The sequence below is a fragment of the Cystobacter fuscus genome (genome assembly GCF_044360685.1).
GTDB classification, from domain to species: domain Bacteria; phylum Myxococcota; class Myxococcia; order Myxococcales; family Myxococcaceae; genus Cystobacter; species Cystobacter fuscus_C.
Genome location: NZ_CP043491.1, coordinates 5,628,966 through 5,648,379 on the forward strand (window position 1 = coordinate 5,628,966; position 19,414 = coordinate 5,648,379).

The window sequence follows — 19,414 nt, forward strand, 5'->3', positions numbered from 1 at the left end:
CCTCGAAGTGAGACAACCCTTCTCGTGGAAGGCAAGACGTGAACCTGAAGATTCATCGCCTGGTTGTGCTGACGTGCATGGTGGCCCACCCGTTCTACGCGCGTGAGGCGCTGGCCGATAACAGCACGTTGGTCTATTGCTCCGAGGGCAGTCCCGAGTCGCTGAACCCCCAGCAGATGCTCTCCGGGACGGCCCGCAACGCGACCACGACGACCATCTACGATCGGTTGGTGGACTTCGCGCCAGGCACGACCCGGGTGGTGCCCGCGCTGGCCGAGAGTTGGACCGTGTCCGACGATCGCAAGACCTACGAGTTCACGCTGCGGCGGGGGGTGAAGTTCCACACCACGTCGTTCTTCAAGCCCACACGCGATTTCAACGCGGATGACGCCGTCTTCTCGTTCAACCGGCAGCTGGATGCCAACCACCCCTTCCACCGGGTGGGAGGGGGGCTGTACCAGTACTTCCAGGGAATGGGCATGGACAAGCTCATCGCGTCGGTGAGCCGCGTGGATGACTACAAGCTGCGCATCGTGCTCACCCGGCCCGAGGCTCCGTTCCTGGCGAACATGGCGATGCCGTTCATGTCGATCCTGTCCGCAGAGTATGGCGCGCAGGTCCTGGCGGCCAAGACACCGGCGAACCTGGACATCCAGCCCATCGGCACCGGCCCCTACGCCTTCAAGAGCTATCTGAAGGACAGCACCATCCGTTACACCGCCAACGCCCAGTACTGGAATGGCAAGCCGAAGATCGACAACCTGGTGTTCTCGATCACGCCGGATGCGAGCGTGCGGTTGCAGAAGCTCAAGAAGGGGGAGTGCCAGATCGCCGTGTCGCCGACGCCCGCGGACCTGCCGGCCATCAAGCAGAACAAGCAGCTCGTGCTGGCCGAGGCGGATGGTTTGAACATCGGCTACCTGGCGATGAACGTGGAGAAGCCCCCGTTCGACAACGTGCTCGTGCGCCGCGCGGTCGCCCACGCGCTCAACAAGCAGGCCTACATCGACGCCATCTACCTGGGCAACGCCAAGGCGGCCATCAACCCGTATCCCTCCACCATGTGGTCGTACACGGAGGAGGTGCGCAAATACCCGTATGATCCGGCCCAGGCCAAGGCGCTGCTGGCCCAGGCGGGTTACGACAAGGGTTTCAGCACCACCCTGTGGACACTCCCCGTCAGCCGTCCGTACAATCCCAACGGACGCAAGATGGGGGAGATGATGCAGGCGGATCTGGCGAAGGTGGGCATCAAGGTCGAGCTCGCCACCTACGACTGGGCGACCTACCTCGCCAAGGTCAAGCGCGGCGAGCACCAGATGGTGCAGCTCGGGTGGTCGGGTGACAACGGGGATCCGGACAACTTCCTCTACACGCTCTTCAGCTGCGACTCGGTGACGCGCGGCTCGAACAACTCGCGCTATTGCAAGGAGCCCTTCAACGGGCTCATCTCCAAGGCGCGCGCCACGTATGACACGGCGGAGCGGACCCAGCTCTACGGCAAGGCGCTCGCGACGTTCAGCGAAGACGTGCCGGTGATTCCGATCGCTCACTCGAAGGTGTACCGCGCGCTGAGCAGCCGCGTGACGGGCTACGAGATGAATCCGTTCGATCTCGACTACTTCTCGACCCTCACCCTCAAAGATCGCTGAGCGCCGCGGTATGGCCAGACTCTGGGCACTTGTCAGCACCTTGCTGGGGATCACCGTGATCGCGTTCTTCGTGATCCGGGTGGCCCCCGGTGATCCCGTGATGATGATGATCGGCGAGCGTGGCGCCGATCCTCAACAATACCAGGAGGCGGTCAGCCGACTGGGATTCGACAAGCCCCTGATCGAGCAGTACCTCGTCTTCGTCTCTCGCGCGGTACAGGGCGATTTCGGGACATCGGTCGTCTCGGGCCGGGAGGTGGCCTCCGAGCTGCTGGATCGATGGCCGGCGACGATCGAGCTGGGCCTGGCGGCGCTCCTGGTGGCGCTGCTGATCGGCGTCCCAGCGGGGGTGACCGCGGCCATCCACCGCGGCAGCCTCATCGATCGCCTGTTGACGGCGGGCTCCCTCGTTGGCAGCTCGATGCCGAGCTTCTGGCTCGGGCTGCTGATGATCTTGATCTTCTCCGTCGGCTTGAATGTCGCGCCGGTATCGGGCCGGCTGGACGTCGCGTTCGATGTCTCGCCAGTGACCGGATTCATGCTCATCGACACGCTGCTGCCCGCGGCGCGAGCCGAGTACGGTCTGCGGGCGTTCATCGATGCGCTGCATCACCTCCTGCTGCCGACGCTCACGATCTGCGCGATCCCCGTCGCGGTGTTCGCCCGGATGACCCGGGCGAGCATGATCGAAGTGCTGTCCGAGGACTACATCCAGACCGCGTACGCCAAGGGACTGTCGACGACCCGGGTCATCTGCCTGCATGCGCTGCGCAACGCGCTCATGCCGATCATCACCGTCATCGGCCTGTTCTTCCTGAGCGTCGCGATCGCCGGCGCCATCCTGACCGAGACCATCTTCGGCTGGCCCGGCATCGGCAGCTACATCGTCAGCAGCGTCTATGCGCGTGATTACCCGGTCATCCAGGGCAGCATCCTGGTGATTGGTGTCCTGGTGATTCTGACCAATGGGGTGGTGGACCTGCTCTATCGCGTCGCCAACCCGAGGATGCGTACCTGACCATGATCGCGCTGTCTTCCCGCCGCCTCCCATTCCAGATCGGCGGCCTGTCTGGCCAGTTCGGCCTGGTGTGCGTGTTCCTGCTCCTGGTCGTCGGCTATCTGAGCCCGCTGGCCTTCGATCTGGATCCCTACGGCCTCACGGACAACCTGCGCGCCGCGCCCGGGTTGCTCGGAGGAGACGGACCGCTGCTGGGCACGGACGATCTCGGCCGTGATGTGCTCTCCCGCCTCGTGTATGGGGCACGCAGCTCGGTCGGCATCGGTCTCGCCGTGGTCGTCGTGTCGATGCTCATCGGTACCCTGCTCGGGTTGCTGGCGGGGGTCTACGGCGGTTGGGTGGAGGCGGTCATCATGCGAGTCAATGACGTGCTCATGACGCTGCCCAGCATCCTGCTCGCCATCGTGGTGGTCGCGGTCCTTGGCACGGGGCTGCTGACCGCCATGCTCGCGGTGACGGTGGTGTCGGTGCCCGGCTTCGTCCGCATCGTTCGTTCGGTGGCGGCGCTCGAGATGAAGAAGCAATACGTGCAGGCGGCCCGGACGGGCGGCGCCTCCCAGCTCAAGATCTTGTGGTCGGAGGTCCTGCCCAATTGCTGGGGGCCGATCATCGCGCAGGCCACGCTGGGCTTCAGCGACGCCATCCTCCAGATCGCCGCGCTCGGCTTCCTGGGTCTGGGCGCGAAGCCGCCCGTCGCCGAGTGGGGCGTGATGCTGGCCGACGCGCGGCCCTTCATCGAGTCGGACCCCCACCTCATCATCCTTCCGGGCTTCTGTCTGCTCACCGCGGTGCTGGGATTCAACCTGCTGGGTGATGCGTTGCAGCAGCGGCTCGATCCGAAGGCGAGGGCGGGACGATGATCCTCTCGGTCCAGAATCTGAACATCGGCCTGCCCATCGCTGGCGTCGTCACGCCCGTGATCCGGGGCATCTCCTTCGAGCTCGACCGGGGAGAGATCCTCGGCGTGGTGGGGGAGTCGGGTTGCGGCAAGAGCATCACCAACCTGGCCATCATGGGGCTGTTGCCGCCGGGCTCGTCCGTGACGGCCGACCGGTTCGAGCTGTGTGGCCATGACCTGCTGAAGGTGAAGAAGCGGGAGTGGCCAGTCATCCGGGGCAGCAAGGCGGCGATGATCTTCCAGAACCCAATGAGCGCGCTCAATCCGTCGCTCAGTGTCGGGACACAGCTGGCCGAGGCCGTTCGCAAGGCGGAGCCCGACAGCAGACCGCAGCGGGTGATGGAGCGCTCCGTCGAGTTGCTCAATCAGGTGGGCATCTCCTCTCCCCGGCTGCGGCTCCGCGCCTATCCGCACGAGCTCTCCGGTGGCATGGCCCAGCGCGTGATGATCGCGATGGCGATTGCCTGCGGGCCCTCGTTGTTGATCGCGGACGAGCCCACCACGGGCCTCGACGTGACCGTGCAGGCGCAGATCCTCGAGCTGCTGCTGAAGATCCGCGACGACAACGACATGGCGGTCATCCTCGTCTCCCATGACATCGGTGTCATCGAGGAGTACGCGGACCGCATCCAGGTGATGTACTCCGGCCAGATCGTCGAGACCGGACCGACGGAGGTGCTGAGCGGTGGCAGCCGCCATCCCTATACCCGGGGGCTCCTGCATTCGTTGCCCGCCCGTCAGGGCGCCGTGCCCAAGATGCCCCTCGTCACCATTCCGGGTGTGGTCCCGCCGATCGGACAGAGCATGAGCGGCTGCCGATTCGCGCCGCGCTGTTCCCAGGCGCGAGACCTGTGCCAATCACCGCCGATGCTCACGCCCCGTGAGGACTTCCCGAGCGCGGCGTTCCGCTGCCATTTCTAAGGGTGTGCGAATGTTGCCCCGAATCATCGAGATCGACCACGTGTCGAAATCCTTCACCGTTCGCAAATCGTTCTCCACCCAGGAGCGGATTCAAGCGCTCGACGACGTGTCCCTGCCCCTGCTGCGCGGGCGCACGCTCGCGGTGGTGGGTGAGTCGGGAAGTGGCAAGAGCACCCTGGCCCGGCTGCTGATGCGGCTCGATCAGCCGACCCACGGCAGCATCCGGATGCAGCACGAGGGCGGTTTCGTGGACATCGGTGGCATCTCGCCGAAGGACTACTACCGCCGCGTGCAGATGGTGTTCCAGGATCCGTACTCGTCGATGAATCCGCGCAAGCGCATCTGGCAGACCGTCACGACGGCGCTGTCCAACCTGCGCGATTGCAGCCGCGACGAGATGATGCAGATCGCCGAGCGGCAGCTCCAGGCCGTGGGCCTGGACGGCCATTACCTGAAGGCGTTTCCTCACGCCCTCAGCGGAGGCCAGCGGCAGCGCGTCTGCATCGCACGCGCCATCGTGGCGCAGCCGGAGATTCTGGTGCTGGACGAGCCGCTGTCGGCGCTCGACGTGTCGATCCAGGCGCAGATCCTCAACCTGCTGCTCGAGCTGCAGCAGCGGCTGATGCTGACCTATCTATTCATCACGCACGACCTGGCGGTGGTGCGGCACTTCGCCGACGACGTCGCCGTCATGTACGCGGGGCAGTTGGTGGAGTACGGCACCGTGGATGCGATCATCGGTGCTCCGCGCCATCCCTACACGCGCACGCTGGTGGAGAGCAGCATGCCCGGCCGCCGGAAGGCCCGGGTCCTCAGTGGAGACGAGCTCGACAAGCCAGCCGGCATCCGCAAGGGTTGCAACTTCCTGCCCCGTTGCGCGCACGCGGTGCCGCAGTGCGCGGAGCAGCGGCCCCTCCTGAAGGTGCTCGAGGATCGCAGCGCGGCGTGCTTCCTGGCGGAGCCGGTTCTCACCAAGGACGTGGCGTGACGCCGTATCCAGGGCGGCACCGCATCTGGTAAGAAGCGCTCCATCGGCGGGTCCGTCATCCTCGCCATGACCAGATTTCGAGCCAATGCCGCAACAACCGCCGTGTACCCGACGCTCGTGCCGCACGGCTCCGGGGGGGACACGCGAACAGAGGAAGAACTGAATGATCGCCTTGATGATCGCGATGGGCGCGTTCTCACTGACCATGTCCATTTCACCTGGACCGGTCAATATGGTCATCGTCTCATCGGGTGCCAACAACGGCGTCCGGCATACGATGCCCTTTGTGTCGGGCGCCACGATTGGCTTCACGCTGCTGCTCATCTTCGTTGGGTTCTGGTTCCAGCAGATGATCAACGCCTACCCGACGTTCTTCATGTACCTCGAGCTCGCGGGCTCGGCGTTCATCATCTACGTGGGATACAAGATCGCCACCTCGGAACCCGAGATTTCGATCGAGAAGCGGGCCGTCCCCACGTTCATGCAGGGGTTCCTGCTCCAGTGGCTCAACCCGAAGGCGTGGATCGCGTGTGCCTCGGGCGCCGCGCTGTTCTCGAGCCCGACCACCCACCTCACGCTGGTGACCTTCATCGTCATCTACTTCGTGATCTGCTACCTGTCCCTGGCCGCGTGGGCCGTGCTGGGCGATCGCATGACGACGCTGCTCAAGAAGCAGTCCCACATCCGTGCCTTCAACGTGACGATGGGCGGTCTCCTGATCCTGTCGGCCTGCTACATGGTCTACATGCAGATGGCGAATCATACGGTTTGAGCAGGAGAGCCCTCCAGCTTGAACGCATTCCCCCTGATTAAATGCCTGCCGGGAGGCGGAGTGTCACCCTCCGCGTGTTCGCTGGGTGAGCACGGCGTCAGCTCTCCACGCGCACGGGCTCGCCGAGCGGGGCCAGGGACGAGTCCTCCCGGGGCTCCACCACCGGGGCCCGCCGCCGGGCCGGGCGCACCAGGGCCCAGAGCGCCCCGAGCGAGTCCACGCTCCTCACCCCCGGCTCGATGATGCGCAGGGCGAGCAGCGCCGCGCACAGCCGCGCCACCGCGGACAGGGCGAAGAGCACCTGGAGGTTGGCCCACACGTGGCCGCCCAGGGTGAACTCCGTGGGCAGCGCGCTCGCCAGCGCTCCCCCCACGGACGAGGCCAGCGCGTAGGCCAGTCCCGCCGCCGTGGCGAACGCCGCCAGGTAGAAGGGCCGGCCCTGGCGCGGGGCCACCGCGAGCGGCAGCGCGAAGATGGCCAGGTTGTGTCCTCCCCACAGCACGCCCGCCATCAGCGCGTCGAGGATGAGCGGCCAGAGGAACGTGGCCGTGGGGAACAGCCACACGAGCGGCAACAGGCCCAGGGTCAGCGAGCACATCACCACCACGGGCTGCGCCCCCAGTCTGTCGATCAGCTTGCCCCACATGGGCGCCGCCAGCATGCGCACGGCGGCCACCGCCGCGAGATGCACGGACATGAGCAGGAAGCTCATCTTCAGGTTCTGCAAACTGAAGAAGGAGTAGAAGGGCGCGGACAGGCCCACCGCCGCGTTCCAGAACGTCTGGTACACGAGCACCCGGCGCGCCCGCTCGTCGCGCAGCGGCACCAGCGCCACGCGCAAGTCCAGCTTCGGCTTCTCCCGGGTGCCGGGGGGCGCCGGATCATGCTGCCGCGCCATCAGCACCGTGCACACGATGCCCGCCGCGCACGACACCGCCGCCAAGAGGGGCAGCGCCGGACCCACGCCCGCCGCCGGCCGCAGCCGGTCCATCACCACGCCCGCCACCAGCGAGGCGATGAGGTTGCTCAACGTGCACAGCGCCGTGCGCCGGCCGAAGAAGCGCCCGCGGATGGACTCGGGCACCAGCTCGCCCATCCACGCCACCCAGGCGTTGTTGCCGATGACGCCCAGCACCGCCCACAGCCCCGCCACCGAGAGCAGCAGCCGCTGCTGGCCCACCAGCGACAGGGGCAGCCACGGCAGCGCGCACAGCGCCAGCATCATCAGCCGGGAGAAGAGCACCACCGAGAGCGCCATGCGCCGGTGGCCGAAGGTGGACGTCAACCACGCCGCCGGGAACTGCACGAACTGGGCGAAGAAGGGCAGGGCGGTCATCATCCCCACCTGGAAGGGCCCGAGCCCCAGCGCCAGCGCCCACGCGGTGAGCGCCGTGGAGCCCGCGCCCGCCGTCACCACCTCCGCCATGATGCCCTCGGCCACCGAGGCCCGGAGCGAGCGGCGCAGGCGGCGGCGCCCCTTGAGGCTCGCGGGCACGTGGGCCGTGGTGCTCGTGGAGGGGGCGCTCGCGAGGGGTGCGGAGCCGGGCCGGGCGAACGGCACCACGGAGGCGAGGGCGGCCAGACTGCGCAGGACGTGACGGTGCAGGACGGCGAGAGGCACGCGCCTGTCTCTACCCGACCCCTCCCACCCACTCCAACCAGCCCCCCCGGGCCCGCCTGCTCCAGGGCCGAGTGTGCTCCTCCCACCCCCACACCGGCCCCCCGACCCGCCCGTGACCACAGGAAGCTGGTGCGGTTCATGCGGTCTTGAACTATATGAACGCCCCGGAGGAGAGGGGTACATGGAACTGGCGCGTGAGCTGGCGGACTTTCTGGGGAGCGTGGAGCAGCGGCTGGGCACCATGCTGGACGACGGGGACGCGGGACCGGACACCCAGGGAGACACGTTGATGGAGGCCGCGCGCCACCTGTGCCTGGGCGCCGGCGGCAAGCGGGCCCGGCCCCTGCTGGTGCGCCTCTTCGGCGGCGTGTTCGGCGTTCCCCCCGAGAAGCTGCTCGACGTGGCCGTGGCCGCGGAGATGATCCACTCCTCCAGCCTCCTGCACGACGACGTGGTGGACGCCGGCATGTTCCGCCGCTCCCGGCCCACGGTGAACGCGCGTTGGGGCAACATCGTCGCGGTGATGAGCGGCGACCTCATCCTCTCCACCGCGCTCTTCCGCCTGAGCCACCTGGACCCGCGCCTCACCCAGAGCGCGCTCGCGGTGGTGATGGAGATGTCGCGCGCGGCCATCGCCGAGGTGGAGTCGCGCGGCAACCTGGAGCTGTCGCTCGAGCGGCTGCGCTACGTGGCCGAGGGCAAGACGGGCTCGCTCTTCGGCTGGTGCGGCCATGCCGCCGCCACGCTCGCCGGCCAGCCCGAGGCCGCCCAGCGCTTCGACGCCTTCGGCCGCCGGCTCGGCGTGGCCTTCCAGATCGCCGACGACATCCGCGACGTGCTCGGCACCGACCCCGGCAAGCCGCGCTACGCGGACATGCTCTCCGGCACGCCTTCTCTGCCCATCCTCCTGGCCGTGGCGCGCGATGGCTCCCTGCGCGGCAAGCTCAAGGACGCCTGGGCCTTCACCACCATCAACGCCGAGCGCACGCGCGCCCTCGGCGACGCCATCGAGCGCACCGACGCGGTGCCGCTGGCCGTCGAGCGGATGAACGCGGAGATCGCCTCCGCGCTGGAGGCGCTCGGGCCCTACGCGCACCAGGGCATGGGCACGGAGCTGGTGCGCTGGGCGCGCCAGCTCTCCGAGGGCATCACCGCCCAGGCCGAGGCCCGGAGCCGGGCGGCATGAAGGGCTACCTGTGGACGGGTGGCGAGACGGGCCGCGGTGGGCCGCCCGTCTCCGGGCACCTGGCTCCCTGGGAGGCCGTCGCCACGGACGCGGTGGGCAACGTCATCGAGTTCTGGGGCTTCAAGCGCAACCAGGGCCGGGTGTGGGCGCTGCTCTACCTGCGCGGCGAGCCCCTCACCGCGGGCGAGCTGGAGCGCGAGCTGGAGCTGTCCAAGGGCGGGGTGTCCATGCTGCTGCGCGATCTGGAGCGCTGGGGCGTGGTGCGGCGGGTGCGCTCGCCCCAGGACAGCGCCTGGCGCTACGCGGCCGAGACGGATCTCATCCGCATGGTGTCGCACGTGGTGGAGGAGCGCGAGGCGTCCTTCATCGCCCGCATCCGCGCGGACCTCGTCGAGGCGCGCCGGCTCGCCGACGCGCAGGGCCTGGTGCCCGCGGAGCGGCTGGCGCGGCTGGAGAAGATGGCCACGCTGGCCGAGCGCGTGGAGCGCGCGCTGCGCCTGTTCATCAAGACGGCGCGGCTGGACGTGGGCGGAATCCTCGGCGCGCTGCGCGAGGAGTCGAACCGGTAGCCAGTCGGGAGAAGGGGTACCCCATGGACTCGCATTACGATCAGGTGATGAAGGCGCGCAACGCGGCGGACACCGGGGCCACCCGGCTGTACTTTGCCTACTCCACCATCCTGGACCGGGCCGCGTTCCTGGAGTGGAGGGATCAGCACAGCTACGGCTTCTTCGAGCTGCCCGAGGGCCGGCTGGCCGAGGCGCTGGACGTGGACCTGGTCTACGACTTCCCCTCGCGGTGGTGGGGAGGGCGGGTGGCGGGGCTGACGGACGCGGCGGGGCGGAGCGTGTTCGGGCGGCTGTTCGAGATTGGGGGCAAGGACTGGCCCATCATCCAGCACAAGGAGGGGGCGGTGACGGGGATGTGCGTGGAGCGCGAGGTGCGCGTGCGCGTGGAGGGCCAGGAGGTGAAGGCCACGGCGTTCGTGACGTCGCCCCGGCGCGCGTCCACGGAGGGGCCGGTGAGCCCGCGCTTCATCGAGGCGCTGGTGCGCGGCGCGAAGAGCGCGGGCCTGCCCGCCGAGTACATCGAGCGCCTGGCCCGCGGGCCCTGACACCGTGTCCTCGCCACGACCCGGCTCGTCCTGGGCTCGGGCGCGTATGCCCGCCTGGCATCTGCTCGCCGTTCTGTCCGCCGCGCCCTTCTGCCTTTCCTGTTCCTCCGCACATCTGACCGGCGCGCGCTCTCGATTCAACCAGTCCTGTGGCGCTGGATGCGCCGCTCCAGTCAACTCGAGCACCGGAGAGTTGCTCGCGCCGACGACGGTCAGGTTGGGCATGGGGGTGGAGAGAGTCAATCAAGCCAAGGAGGTACTCCAAGGCTTCATCACCGTCTCCAGGTTTCTGGACGCGGCGGAGAAAGCGGCCGTCGAGAAAATACTCTTGGAGTGCGTCAAGGAAGCCAACACAAAGGTGGACGAGGAGCTCTTTGGCAAGAACCGCTCCTTGCCGGACTCCGAATGTGACAAGGAGGCCGTCGTCAAAGAGAAGCCGGGAACCTCTTGGGCCCAGTACCTGGGGGAGCGCAAACACGCAGCCGCGTTCGACTGTATCCAGACCCGGCTCGCGGAAAGATTCCCCGATAACTTCTCCGTCGAGCCACGCCTTCGGAAAGATCCCTTCACCAAGGAGGTGATGCTGACCGACTGGCGCAAAGGCTCACTGAAGCCCGACCTCGTCATTCACTTCACTCGTAATGTCACCCGTATTCAGTGCATCTACGAGTTCAAGTTTCCGTGTGGCTACGAGGTCGCCAATCCCTGGACGTCATACGTCGACGTGCAAATGAAGCACTATCAAGGGCTCGACGGTCAGTGTCCCCCCGTGCTCGTCAGTCCCCAACGGGGTTTGCAGTACAACCGGTGAGCCGATGCGTGCGCCTTTCCCCAGAGTCAGAATCTCCGGGCCCATCACCCGGTCGTCGTGGACTCCCGAAGGGGGAACGGTCGAGACCGTCGAGCACCGTCTCCTCGTGAGAGATGTCTTTCGCATCGTCTTCTTCCTTCCCCACGATCATTTCGACCTCACGCCGGGGGTGTCCCACGCGCTCGACACCTACTTGCACGCGGTGCAGGGCTGTCCTGGCGCGCTCGCCGAATACAACTGCTGCTGGTGGCAGGCCTTCCCGCTAGGGGAAAGGGGATGGGCGCTCATTCGGGACACCTTGAAACCGAAGGCGCGCACGTTCTTCGAGGACTACCCCTCGCACAAGGCCCGTTCCGCGGAGAAGGATGGGGCAGATCCTTTCTTCATCCTCCACGGCGCACGAGAGAGCGGCTACTGCTTCGACTACCGTGCTCGCATTCCCTTCCGCGAAACACCTCCCAACTTCGTCAGTGTCCTCCGCGTCACGTTGCCAACGGAGTACCTGGAAGAGCAGGGTCCCGGTTTCATGCGTGAATGGGTCCTCGACATGGCCTCCCGACTCCCCTTCTCCTCGGGCCATGCCGGACTCGTACTGGATGTCTCGCCCGTGTGTATTGAATGCCCCCCGGACTTGCGTGCGCTGATGGCTCGCCATCCCGGCTTCGATCTGCGCAATGCCACCATTCATGACTTCATGGGCTCTCAGGTGGATGGAGTGCACTGGCTGAACTTCTTCGGACAGCCGATGCTCGGCGAGCTGGGTGGGGTTGCCGGCCTTCGTGCCCGGCTTTCGTCCCCCACCACCTCCGTTCAGGAGTGGGGCGAGGGGCGCGCCGTCGTGACGCTGGGCCCGTGGCCCGAAGCGGGGGACCTGCTCCAGGACGAGGTGCTCCCCGCGTACCGCGAGCTTGCTCGGGTGCTCGAACCCTGGCTCGAGCCTTTCGACCCGGGCTTCCTCTCCTGCTCGGCGCAGGCGGGTGACGAACCCGTGCTGCTCCAGTGGTGGAAGCGCTTCCTCGCCTGAGGGCCCCTGATCCAGAGGACAGGGTCCATGTTCAGTACTTCAGGAGTCATCCAGGAAGGCTGTACTCCGAGAGATGTTTCTCCTTCGCCCTGGTTTCCAGTCCGATGCCATCGTACTTAAGAGGCTGTAAGTAACTACGCTACAGCATCTCGATCATGGCGAATTCCAGGTCTTCCCGGGACAGTGAACTCGAAGCGATCCTCGAGAGGGTCCGGCACGTACGCAACTTCGACTTCCGCAACTACAAGCGCGCCACACTGCAACGGCGCGTGGACCGGCGGGTGGCCGCCACCGGGTGCCGCAACCGCGCCGCCTACCTGGCGCTGCTCGAGCGAGACCCCAACGAGGTCAACACCCTCGTCTCCTCCATGCTCATCAAGCTCACCACCTTCTTCCGGGACAAGGAGGTGTGGGTGGCGCTCGACAAGGTGCTCAAGGAGCTGCTCCAGCGGCGGCGGCCGGACCAGGAGCTGCGCATCTGGAGCGCCGGCTGCGCCACCGGCGAGGAGGCGTACTCCATCGCCATCCTCGTCGCCGAGGCGCTCGGTCCGGGCGCCGCGGGCGCGGAGCTCAAGGTGTTCGGCACGGACGTGGACGAGGCCGCCATCGCCTATGGCCGCCGCGGCATCTACACCCCGCAGCAGGTGGAAGGCGTCTCCAAGGAGCGGCTCGCCCGCTGGTTCGTGCGCACCGGCGAGGGCTTCACCGTGCGCAAGGAGATCCGCCGCTCGGTCGTCTTCGGGGTCAACAACCTCGTGTCCGACGCGCCCGTCTCGCGCATCGATCTCATCCTGTGCCGCAACGTCTTCATCTACCTCGACTCGGAGCTGCAGAAGCGGGTGCTGTCGCGCTTCCACTTCGCGCTGCGGCAGCAGGGCGCGCTGGTGCTGGGCCGCTCGGAGCTCATCCCCTTCGCCGCCCGGCTCTTCGAGCCCATCGACTTGAGCCGGCGCATCTACCGCAAGGATCTCCGGCAGGATCCTCCCGCGCTCCTGCGGCGTCCCGTCCCGGTGGACATGGCCCAGGAGGCGTCGCCGCCCTCCGAGGATCCCGCTCCCCAGGACAAGGACATCCAGCGCCATCTGCGCGAGGTGCTCAACTCCCAGCCCTGCCCCCTCATCGTCACGGACCTGGACGGCACCGTCACCCTCTGGAACCACGCGGCCGCGCGGCTGTGGAACCGGCACGACACCGAAGTGCTCGACCGCAAGCTGGCCGCCCTGAACCTGCCCGGCCTGACGCAGGAGCTGTTCGCCGAGCCGGCCATCCGGGTGCGCTCGGGCCGCTCCGAGAGCGAGACGGTGGATGGGACGATGGAGCTTCCCGGCCAGGAGCCGGTGGCGCTGCGCACCGTGGTGGTTCCCTTCCGGGGGGCCCGGGGGGAGGCCCAGGGCCTGGTGTACAGCTCACACGACGTCTCCTCCCTGCGCGGCCTGGAGCTGAGCCTCAAGCACGCCAACGAGGACCTGAACACCGTCAACCTGCGCCTGTCGACCTTCAACGAGGAGCTGCGCGCCTCCAACGAGGAGTTGGAGACGACGAACGAGGAGCTGCAGAGCGCCAACGAGGAGCTGCAGACGACGAACGAGGAGCTGCAGAGCACCAACGAGGAGCTGGAGACGACGAACGAGGAGCTGCAGAGCGCCAACGCGGAGATGGATGCCATCAACCGCGAGCTGGCCCACCGCACCGAGGAGCTGGACGCGCTCGGCTTCTGCCAGCGCACCATCATCCGCACCCTCGCCGTGGGCGTGCTGGTGCTCGATCCCCAGGGGAAGATCACCACCTGGAACCTCGCGGCCGAGCGGCTCTTGGGGCTCACCGAGCGCGAGGCGGTGGGGCAGGTGCTCTGGACCCTGCACGTCCCCGCCCTCAAGCGCTCGCTGCTGCAGCGCATCCGCCGCCACGTGGCCGAGAACCGCTCGCTGCGCCTGGAGGACGTCATCTACCAGTTGCCCCATGGGGGCCGCGGCGCCGCCACGGTGATCGTCACCCCGCTCAACAACGAGTCCCACGCGCTCGGCGCCGTCCTGCTCTTCGAGGACACCACCCGCGCCGCCGCGCTCGCCCAGGAGAACCGCGAACTCAAGGAGCGGCTGCGCAAATGAGTCCCCTCCGCCAGCCCGAGCGGTCCGCCGAGGCCCTCCTCGAGAAGTACCGGAACCTGCTGCGCAAGCACGAGGATCTGGTGCACCGGCTGGAGGCGCGCAACGCCGATCACATCTCCACCTGGAAGCTCTCCACCTGGGCCCTGGAGACGTCGGCCAGCGGGCTGGCGCTGGTGCGCGGGGGCGTGTTCCATGTGTCCAACCGCCGCTGGCTCGCCCTGGCCCAGACGCCCGGGCGCTGGTGCAGGCTCGGCGAGGAGGGCGAGGGGCCTCCGCACGTCCTGCGCGACGTGGCCCTGGCGGAGGCCCGGCTCACACTTGGCGAGACGGGCCCGCATGTCTCCCGCTACCGGTTGGAAGACGGTGAGCGGTTCCTGGAGCTGCGCACGGATCTCATCACCGCGGCTCCCCATGGGGCGCAGGTGCGGGTGCTCATCCAGGCGCTCGACATCACCGAGCAGGTACGCTCCGAGCAGGAGCTGGCCCAGGCCCGCGCGGCGCTCGCCGAGCAGGAGCACCTGCGGGGGCTCGGGGAGCTGGCCGCGGGGATCGTGCATGATCTCAACAACACCCTCAACGCCATGAGGCTGCGCCTGGAGCTCATCCAGCGCGACGCGGAGTTCGCCGAGCGCCAGCGGGGCAACCTGGATGCCCTGGTGCGCATCGTCAGCGATGCCGCCACGCGCCTGCAGCACCTCCAGGGCTTCGCGCGGCAGACCCCGGAGCCGCGGCCGAGCGAGCAGGTGCAACTGGCGCGCGTGGTGCACGAGGCGGTGGAGATCGCCCGCAGCGACATCGAGCACCGCGCGGCCCGGGAGGGCTTGTCCCTGCGCCTGGAGGTGGAGGTGCCGTCGCTGCCGCTCGTGAATGGCTCGGCCTCGGACCTGCGCTACGTGATCATCAACCTGCTGCTCAACGCGCGGGATGCCATGCCTCGGGGAGGCACCATCCGCGTGCACGGCCAGGCATGCTCCGCTCACGTGGTGCTCACCGTGGCGGACGAGGGCACGGGCATCCCTCCGGAGCACCTGCGCGCCATCTTCCGGCCCTTCTTCACCACCAAGGGCAGCAAGGGCACCGGCCTGGGTCTGTCCATGGCCTACGGCGTCGTCTCCCGGGCGGGCGGCACCATCACCGCGGACAACCGCCCAGGGGGAGGGGCCGTCTTCACCCTCACGTTTCCCCGCCTCGACCCGGAGAAAGCCGAAGCCCCGCGGCGCCGCGCCCCCGGCAAGAAGCGCGCGCCAGCGCGGCGGCCGTCCCGGCGCCGCTGAGGGGCTCACACGTCCATCAGCTTGGGTTCCTCCTCGTCGGGCAGCTCCTCGGGAGGGGGCCGGGCGGTGTTGTGCATCACCATCTGGCGCACCAGCTCGGCCTGTTCCTCGGTGGCCCGCGCGCGCTCCTCGTAGCGCCGGGCGGAGTGGCTATGGTTGCGCTCATGTGCGCGTGCCGCCATGCGGCGGGACAACGCGGCGCTCTCCTCCAGGGCACGCAGCGCGGCCCACAGCGCGCCATCCATCGCCGTCTGCTGGGTTACCGACAGGGCCTTGGCGGTGAAGCCGTGGCCCACGCGGCAGCGGTAGCGCAACAGCCCCTCCTCATCCATCTCGAAGAGCACCCCGCCACAATCCGGACAGGAGAAGAGCGAGGGACTTCCCGTGTCCCGGGGATTCGTATGAATACCACGTACCTCTCGCATGGCCGTGACCTCCTCTTCCAGGCGGAGTGAGGGTTTGGGGACCTCGTGTGGGGGGAGCGGAGCGGAGACCAGCCGGACCAGCAGAGCCCCCAGTTCCGCGAGCTTCACCTTGTGATCGACCTTCACGTACTCCAATGCGTTGCGCGGCATGTCCGGGCAATAGGCGTCCTCGGGATCCTGGACGACCGCCAGACCGCCTTGCGCCTTGATGGACATCAGGCCCGAGGTGCCACAGTCCAGGGCGCCCGTGAGCACCACGCCGATGACTCGCGGCCCGTAGGCCCGGGCCGCCGAGCGGAAGAGAGGATCCACCGCGGGCCGGTGGCCGTTCTCCCGGGGCCCGGAGTTCACCAGGACGCGGCCCGGCTCCACCAGGAGGTGGCGATCCGTGGGGGCCACGTAGATGCGGCCCGGCTCCAGCGGTGCCTCGGGCTTGGGGTGCAGGGCGGGCAGGGGGCCCGCGCGCGAGAGGATCTCCGGCAGCAGGCTGCGGTAGCCCGCGGACAGGTGCAGCACCACGAGCACGGCCCCGGGGAAGTCCTTGGGCAACTGAGCGACCAGATTCGTGAGCGCCTCGACCCCTCCCGCCGAGGCCCCGACGACCACGATGTCTCGATGCATGACCGGCTTGCGTGCCATGTGGATTCGTTCCCCTCGGGAGCCCGGCGTCTCAGTCAACCTAGGAATGCCCAGCACCCGCGTCCACCGGGGGGGGCAGGCAACCGGGCGTAGGCGATCCACTCCTCGTTCGCGGGAATCTTGGCCCTGGGGACGATGGCCTCGAGGGCGCGCCCGGTTCTCCGAGCGGGCGTGTGACGGCTCGGGTAGCGTGCGCACGGCCGCGTGCCTGAGGGCGCGCGGTCTTGTCTTCACCTGGGGGAGTCTCGTGCGACGTCAAGGTTCGACCCTGTTGTCATGGCTGACAGTGGGGCTGGTGTGGATGGTCTCGGGTTGCCGTCCGGAGGTGCCCAACACGCCCGTCACGGCGGGCGCGGCCCGGTTGGTGGCCCATCTCGAGCAGGAGCCGGCCCCGGCGGAAGTGGAGCGGGTCTCCGTCACGCTCTCGGCGGAAGGCCTGGAGCCACGCACCGTGGAGCTGGCGCGGGTGGAGGGCGGGTGGGGCGGGACGATGGAGGACATCCCCGCGGGGGACGCTCGCGCCTTCCATGCGGAGGCCTTTGGCGCGGGGGGCGCGAAGCTCTTCGTGGGTCAGACTCCGGACGTCACGATCGTGGCGGGACAGACGGCGCGGGTGGACATCACCCTGCGGCCGCTGCTGGGACCTCCGCCTCCCCGGCCTCCCGAGGTGGTGTCGGCCACGAACTCCGCCGACCGGGCGACCCCGGCGGGCACCCTCACGCTGCGCGTGGAGGCGAGGGATCCCCAGGGCAGTGCGCTCGGCTTCTCGTGGTCGGCGAGTCTGGGGACGCTGGGCACACCGGTCAACGGCGCCTCGGCGAGCGAGATCTCCTGGACGGCGCCCCCGTGCGTGTCCGCCGGGCAGACGCCGTCCATCACCGCCACGGTGAGCAACGCGCTGGGGCTGTCCACGTCCCGCGCCTTCTCCTTCGCCGGGCTGCCGGAGTGCTCGCGGCTCGAGCCCGGCTCGTGGAGCGCCATCACGGGGTTGAGCTGGGGCCGGGAGTCCTTCTCGGCGACGCTGCTGCCCTCGGGAGGGGTGCTGGTGATCGGCGGCGTGGCGACGCCGACCCATGCGCGGATGACGGAGGTGTACGAGCCGTCGCTGGGGGTCTCCCGGCTGACGGGCGCATTGAGCGAGTGGCGGGTCCGGCACACCGCCACCGTGCTGCCCTCGGGCAAGGTGCTGGTGGCGGGAGGCGGCACCGCCTCGGCCGAGCTGTACGATCCAACGACGGGCACGAGCACCCCGACGGGCGCCATGTCCGGGCCGCGCTCCTCGCACACGGCGACGCGGTTGCCCTCGGGCCAGGTGCTGGTGGTGGGAGGCTGGAACGGCTCCGCCCTCGCGACGGCGGAGCTGTATGAGCCGGCGACGGGCATGTGGAGACCGGTGCGTCCTCCGCTCAAGAGCCACGGGAGCCATACGGCGACGCTGCTGCCCTCGGGCCAGGTGCTGGTGGTGGGAGGGGATACCGCCTCGGCGGAGCTGTACGATCCGGCGGCGGACACATGGTCCTCCGCCGGGTCCATGCAGGAGGCCCGGATGAACCACGTGGCGGTGCCGCTGCCCTCGGGCAAGGTGTGGGTGACGGGGGGCCTGAGGGAGGCTTCTTTCGAGGCGGCTTCGGAGGTCTACGATCCGGCGACGGGCGCGTGGTCCGCGGCGGGGGAGCACCGCGACGGCATCGCGGCGGTGGTGCTGCCGTCGGGAAAGGTGTTGGTGCTGATCGAGGGGCGGGGAGCGGAGCTGTACGATCCGGCGACGGGGGCCTGGGCACCCACCGGCCCCATGGTGCGGACCCGCTATCGGCCCGCGATGACGTTGCTGCCCTCGGGGGAGGTGCTGGTGCTGGGTGGCGACAATGATCAGGCCATCGCGGAGCTGTACGATCCGGCGACGAACACCTGGCGCTCGCCGGCCTCCAAGACCCTGAACCGCACCCAGCACACGGCGACGCTGTTGCGCTCGGGCAAGGTGCTGGTCGCGGGCGGCGGCACTCCGGGGGGCGCGGTGGAGACGGCGGAGCTGTACGATCCGGCGACGAACGCCTGGTCCGTCACGGGCGGCATGCGCGTGCCCCGCCGCGAGCACACGGCGACGCTGTTGCGCTCGGGCAAGGTGCTGGTGGTAGGGGGCGCGGCCACGGGCGAGCCCCTGCGCCCGGCGGAGCTGTACGATCCGGTGACGGGCACGTGGTCCGCGGCGGCGGACCTGGAGACGGGCATTTCCGTGCCCCTGACTCCTGCGGCGGTGCTGTTGCCCTCGGGCAAGGTGCTGCTGGTGGCGGGGGTGCTGGCGGCGCTGTACGACCCGGAGGCGAACACCTGGGCGCCGACGGGAGGCCTGCGCTCGGATCACCAGACGCCCACGGCGACGCTGCTGCCCTCGGGCCAGGTGCTGGTGGTGGGCGGCGCGCCGTCCGCCACGGCGGAGCTGTACGATCCGGCGACGGGCACGTGGTCCACGGCGGCGGCTCCGGGCGAGGAGCGCTCGCGGCACACGGCGACGTTGTTGCCCTCGGGCAAGGTGCTGGTGGCCGGAGGCTCTCCCGTCGACACGGCGCGGCTCTATGATCCGGCGACGGACACGTGGAGCGCGGCGGGCAGGCTGCCCCTGCCGCCGCGCTCTGGCGCCACGGCGACGCTGTTGCGCTCGGGCAAGGTGCTGCTGGTGGGCGGGGATGACGGGCAGGGCGGGCGGCGGAGCAACCTGTACGACCCGGCCACCAATGTGTGGAGCGCCTCGGAGGACATCGGCTCTCAGCGCGCGTACCACACGGCGACGCTGCTGCCCTCGGGGCAGGTGCTGGTGGTAGGCGGCTACGCCGAGGGCTGGGCGCTGGGGATGCTCTACACGCCGTGAGTGGGGCGTCGTGGTGGGCCGGTCCGGGAGCACACGCTGGACCGGCGTCCCGCGCGGGCGCGTCAGGGCACGGTGAAGGTTTGTGCCACGCTCACGT

16 protein-coding genes are annotated in these 19,414 nt (G+C 68.7%); 14 read left to right on the forward strand and 2 right to left on the reverse strand.

Features of this window, described 5'->3' with window-relative positions; translation table 11 throughout:
* Positions 1–38: 38 nt before the first annotated feature.
* From F0U63_RS23090 to F0U63_RS23115, 6 genes are all read left to right on the forward strand, one after another.
* Complete coding sequence (locus F0U63_RS23090) at positions 39–1,652, forward strand: ABC transporter substrate-binding protein (RefSeq protein WP_395848068.1); 1,614 nt, start codon at positions 39–41, stop codon at positions 1,650–1,652.
* Between the two features lie 10 nt (positions 1,653–1,662).
* The gene (locus tag F0U63_RS23095; RefSeq protein ID WP_395848069.1) at positions 1,663–2,670 is read left to right on the forward strand and encodes an ABC transporter permease; all 1,008 of its coding nucleotides are present in this window, start codon (positions 1,663–1,665) and stop codon (positions 2,668–2,670) included.
* 2 nt (positions 2,671–2,672) lie between these two features.
* Complete coding sequence (locus F0U63_RS23100) at positions 2,673–3,530, forward strand: ABC transporter permease (protein ID WP_395848070.1); 858 nt, start codon at positions 2,673–2,675, stop codon at positions 3,528–3,530.
* Positions 3,527–4,489, forward strand: a complete 963-nt coding sequence (locus tag F0U63_RS23105; RefSeq protein WP_395848071.1) for an ABC transporter ATP-binding protein — start codon at positions 3,527–3,529, stop codon at positions 4,487–4,489. Before F0U63_RS23100 ends, F0U63_RS23105 begins: the two co-directional genes overlap by 4 nt.
* Positions 4,490–4,499: 10 nt before the next feature.
* Positions 4,500–5,477, forward strand: coding sequence for an oligopeptide/dipeptide ABC transporter ATP-binding protein (locus tag F0U63_RS23110; RefSeq protein WP_395848072.1), 978 nt, complete (start codon positions 4,500–4,502; stop codon positions 5,475–5,477).
* A gap of 163 nt (positions 5,478–5,640) precedes the next feature.
* On the forward strand, positions 5,641–6,249 hold the full coding sequence (locus F0U63_RS23115; protein WP_395848073.1) for a LysE family translocator: 609 nt from the start codon (positions 5,641–5,643) through the stop codon (positions 6,247–6,249).
* Between the two features lie 97 nt (positions 6,250–6,346).
* On the opposite strand, the gene F0U63_RS23120 is transcribed toward F0U63_RS23115, so the two are convergent.
* Positions 6,347–7,870 (reverse strand): MFS transporter, encoded by a 1,524-nt coding sequence (locus F0U63_RS23120; RefSeq protein ID WP_395848074.1) that lies wholly within the window; start codon positions 7,868–7,870, stop codon positions 6,347–6,349.
* A gap of 181 nt (positions 7,871–8,051) precedes the next feature.
* Between F0U63_RS23120 and F0U63_RS23125 the strand changes: the two genes are divergently transcribed.
* The 7 genes from F0U63_RS23125 to F0U63_RS23155 all read left to right on the forward strand — a co-directional run bounded on the left by F0U63_RS23125 (position 8,052) and on the right by F0U63_RS23155 (position 15,387).
* Positions 8,052–9,056 carry a polyprenyl synthetase family protein gene (locus tag F0U63_RS23125; protein WP_395848075.1) on the forward strand — a complete coding sequence of 335 codons (1,005 nt, stop codon included), beginning with the start codon at positions 8,052–8,054 and terminating at the stop codon, positions 9,054–9,056.
* Positions 9,053–9,625, forward strand: coding sequence for a GbsR/MarR family transcriptional regulator (locus F0U63_RS23130; RefSeq protein WP_395848076.1), 573 nt, complete (start codon positions 9,053–9,055; stop codon positions 9,623–9,625). Before F0U63_RS23125 ends, F0U63_RS23130 begins: the two co-directional genes overlap by 4 nt.
* 23 nt (positions 9,626–9,648) lie before the next feature.
* Positions 9,649–10,170 carry a gamma-glutamylcyclotransferase gene (locus F0U63_RS23135; protein ID WP_395848077.1) on the forward strand — a complete coding sequence of 174 codons (522 nt, stop codon included), beginning with the start codon at positions 9,649–9,651 and terminating at the stop codon, positions 10,168–10,170.
* A gap of 46 nt (positions 10,171–10,216) precedes the next feature.
* On the forward strand, positions 10,217–10,981 hold the full coding sequence (locus F0U63_RS23140) for a hypothetical protein (RefSeq protein WP_395848078.1): 765 nt from the start codon (positions 10,217–10,219) through the stop codon (positions 10,979–10,981).
* Positions 10,982–11,087: 106 nt separating this feature from the next.
* Complete coding sequence (locus F0U63_RS23145; RefSeq protein ID WP_395848079.1) at positions 11,088–12,005, forward strand: type VI immunity family protein; 918 nt, start codon at positions 11,088–11,090, stop codon at positions 12,003–12,005.
* A gap of 155 nt (positions 12,006–12,160) precedes the next feature.
* Positions 12,161–14,113, forward strand: coding sequence for a CheR family methyltransferase (locus F0U63_RS23150; RefSeq protein ID WP_395848080.1), 1,953 nt, complete (start codon positions 12,161–12,163; stop codon positions 14,111–14,113).
* On the forward strand, positions 14,110–15,387 hold the full coding sequence (locus F0U63_RS23155) for a sensor histidine kinase (RefSeq protein ID WP_395848081.1): 1,278 nt from the start codon (positions 14,110–14,112) through the stop codon (positions 15,385–15,387). The genes F0U63_RS23150 and F0U63_RS23155 overlap by 4 nt, the downstream gene beginning before the upstream one ends.
* Before the next feature lie 5 nt (positions 15,388–15,392).
* On the opposite strand, the gene F0U63_RS23160 is transcribed toward F0U63_RS23155, so the two are convergent.
* Positions 15,393–16,451, reverse strand: a complete 1,059-nt coding sequence (locus F0U63_RS23160) for a chemotaxis protein CheB (RefSeq protein ID WP_395848082.1) — start codon at positions 16,449–16,451, stop codon at positions 15,393–15,395.
* Positions 16,452–16,698: 247 nt separating this feature from the next.
* Between F0U63_RS23160 and F0U63_RS23165 the strand changes: the two genes are divergently transcribed.
* Entirely contained in the window at positions 16,699–19,317 is a 2,619-nt protein-coding gene (locus F0U63_RS23165; RefSeq protein ID WP_395848083.1) for a kelch repeat-containing protein, read from the forward strand.
* Positions 19,318–19,414 lie beyond the last annotated feature (97 nt).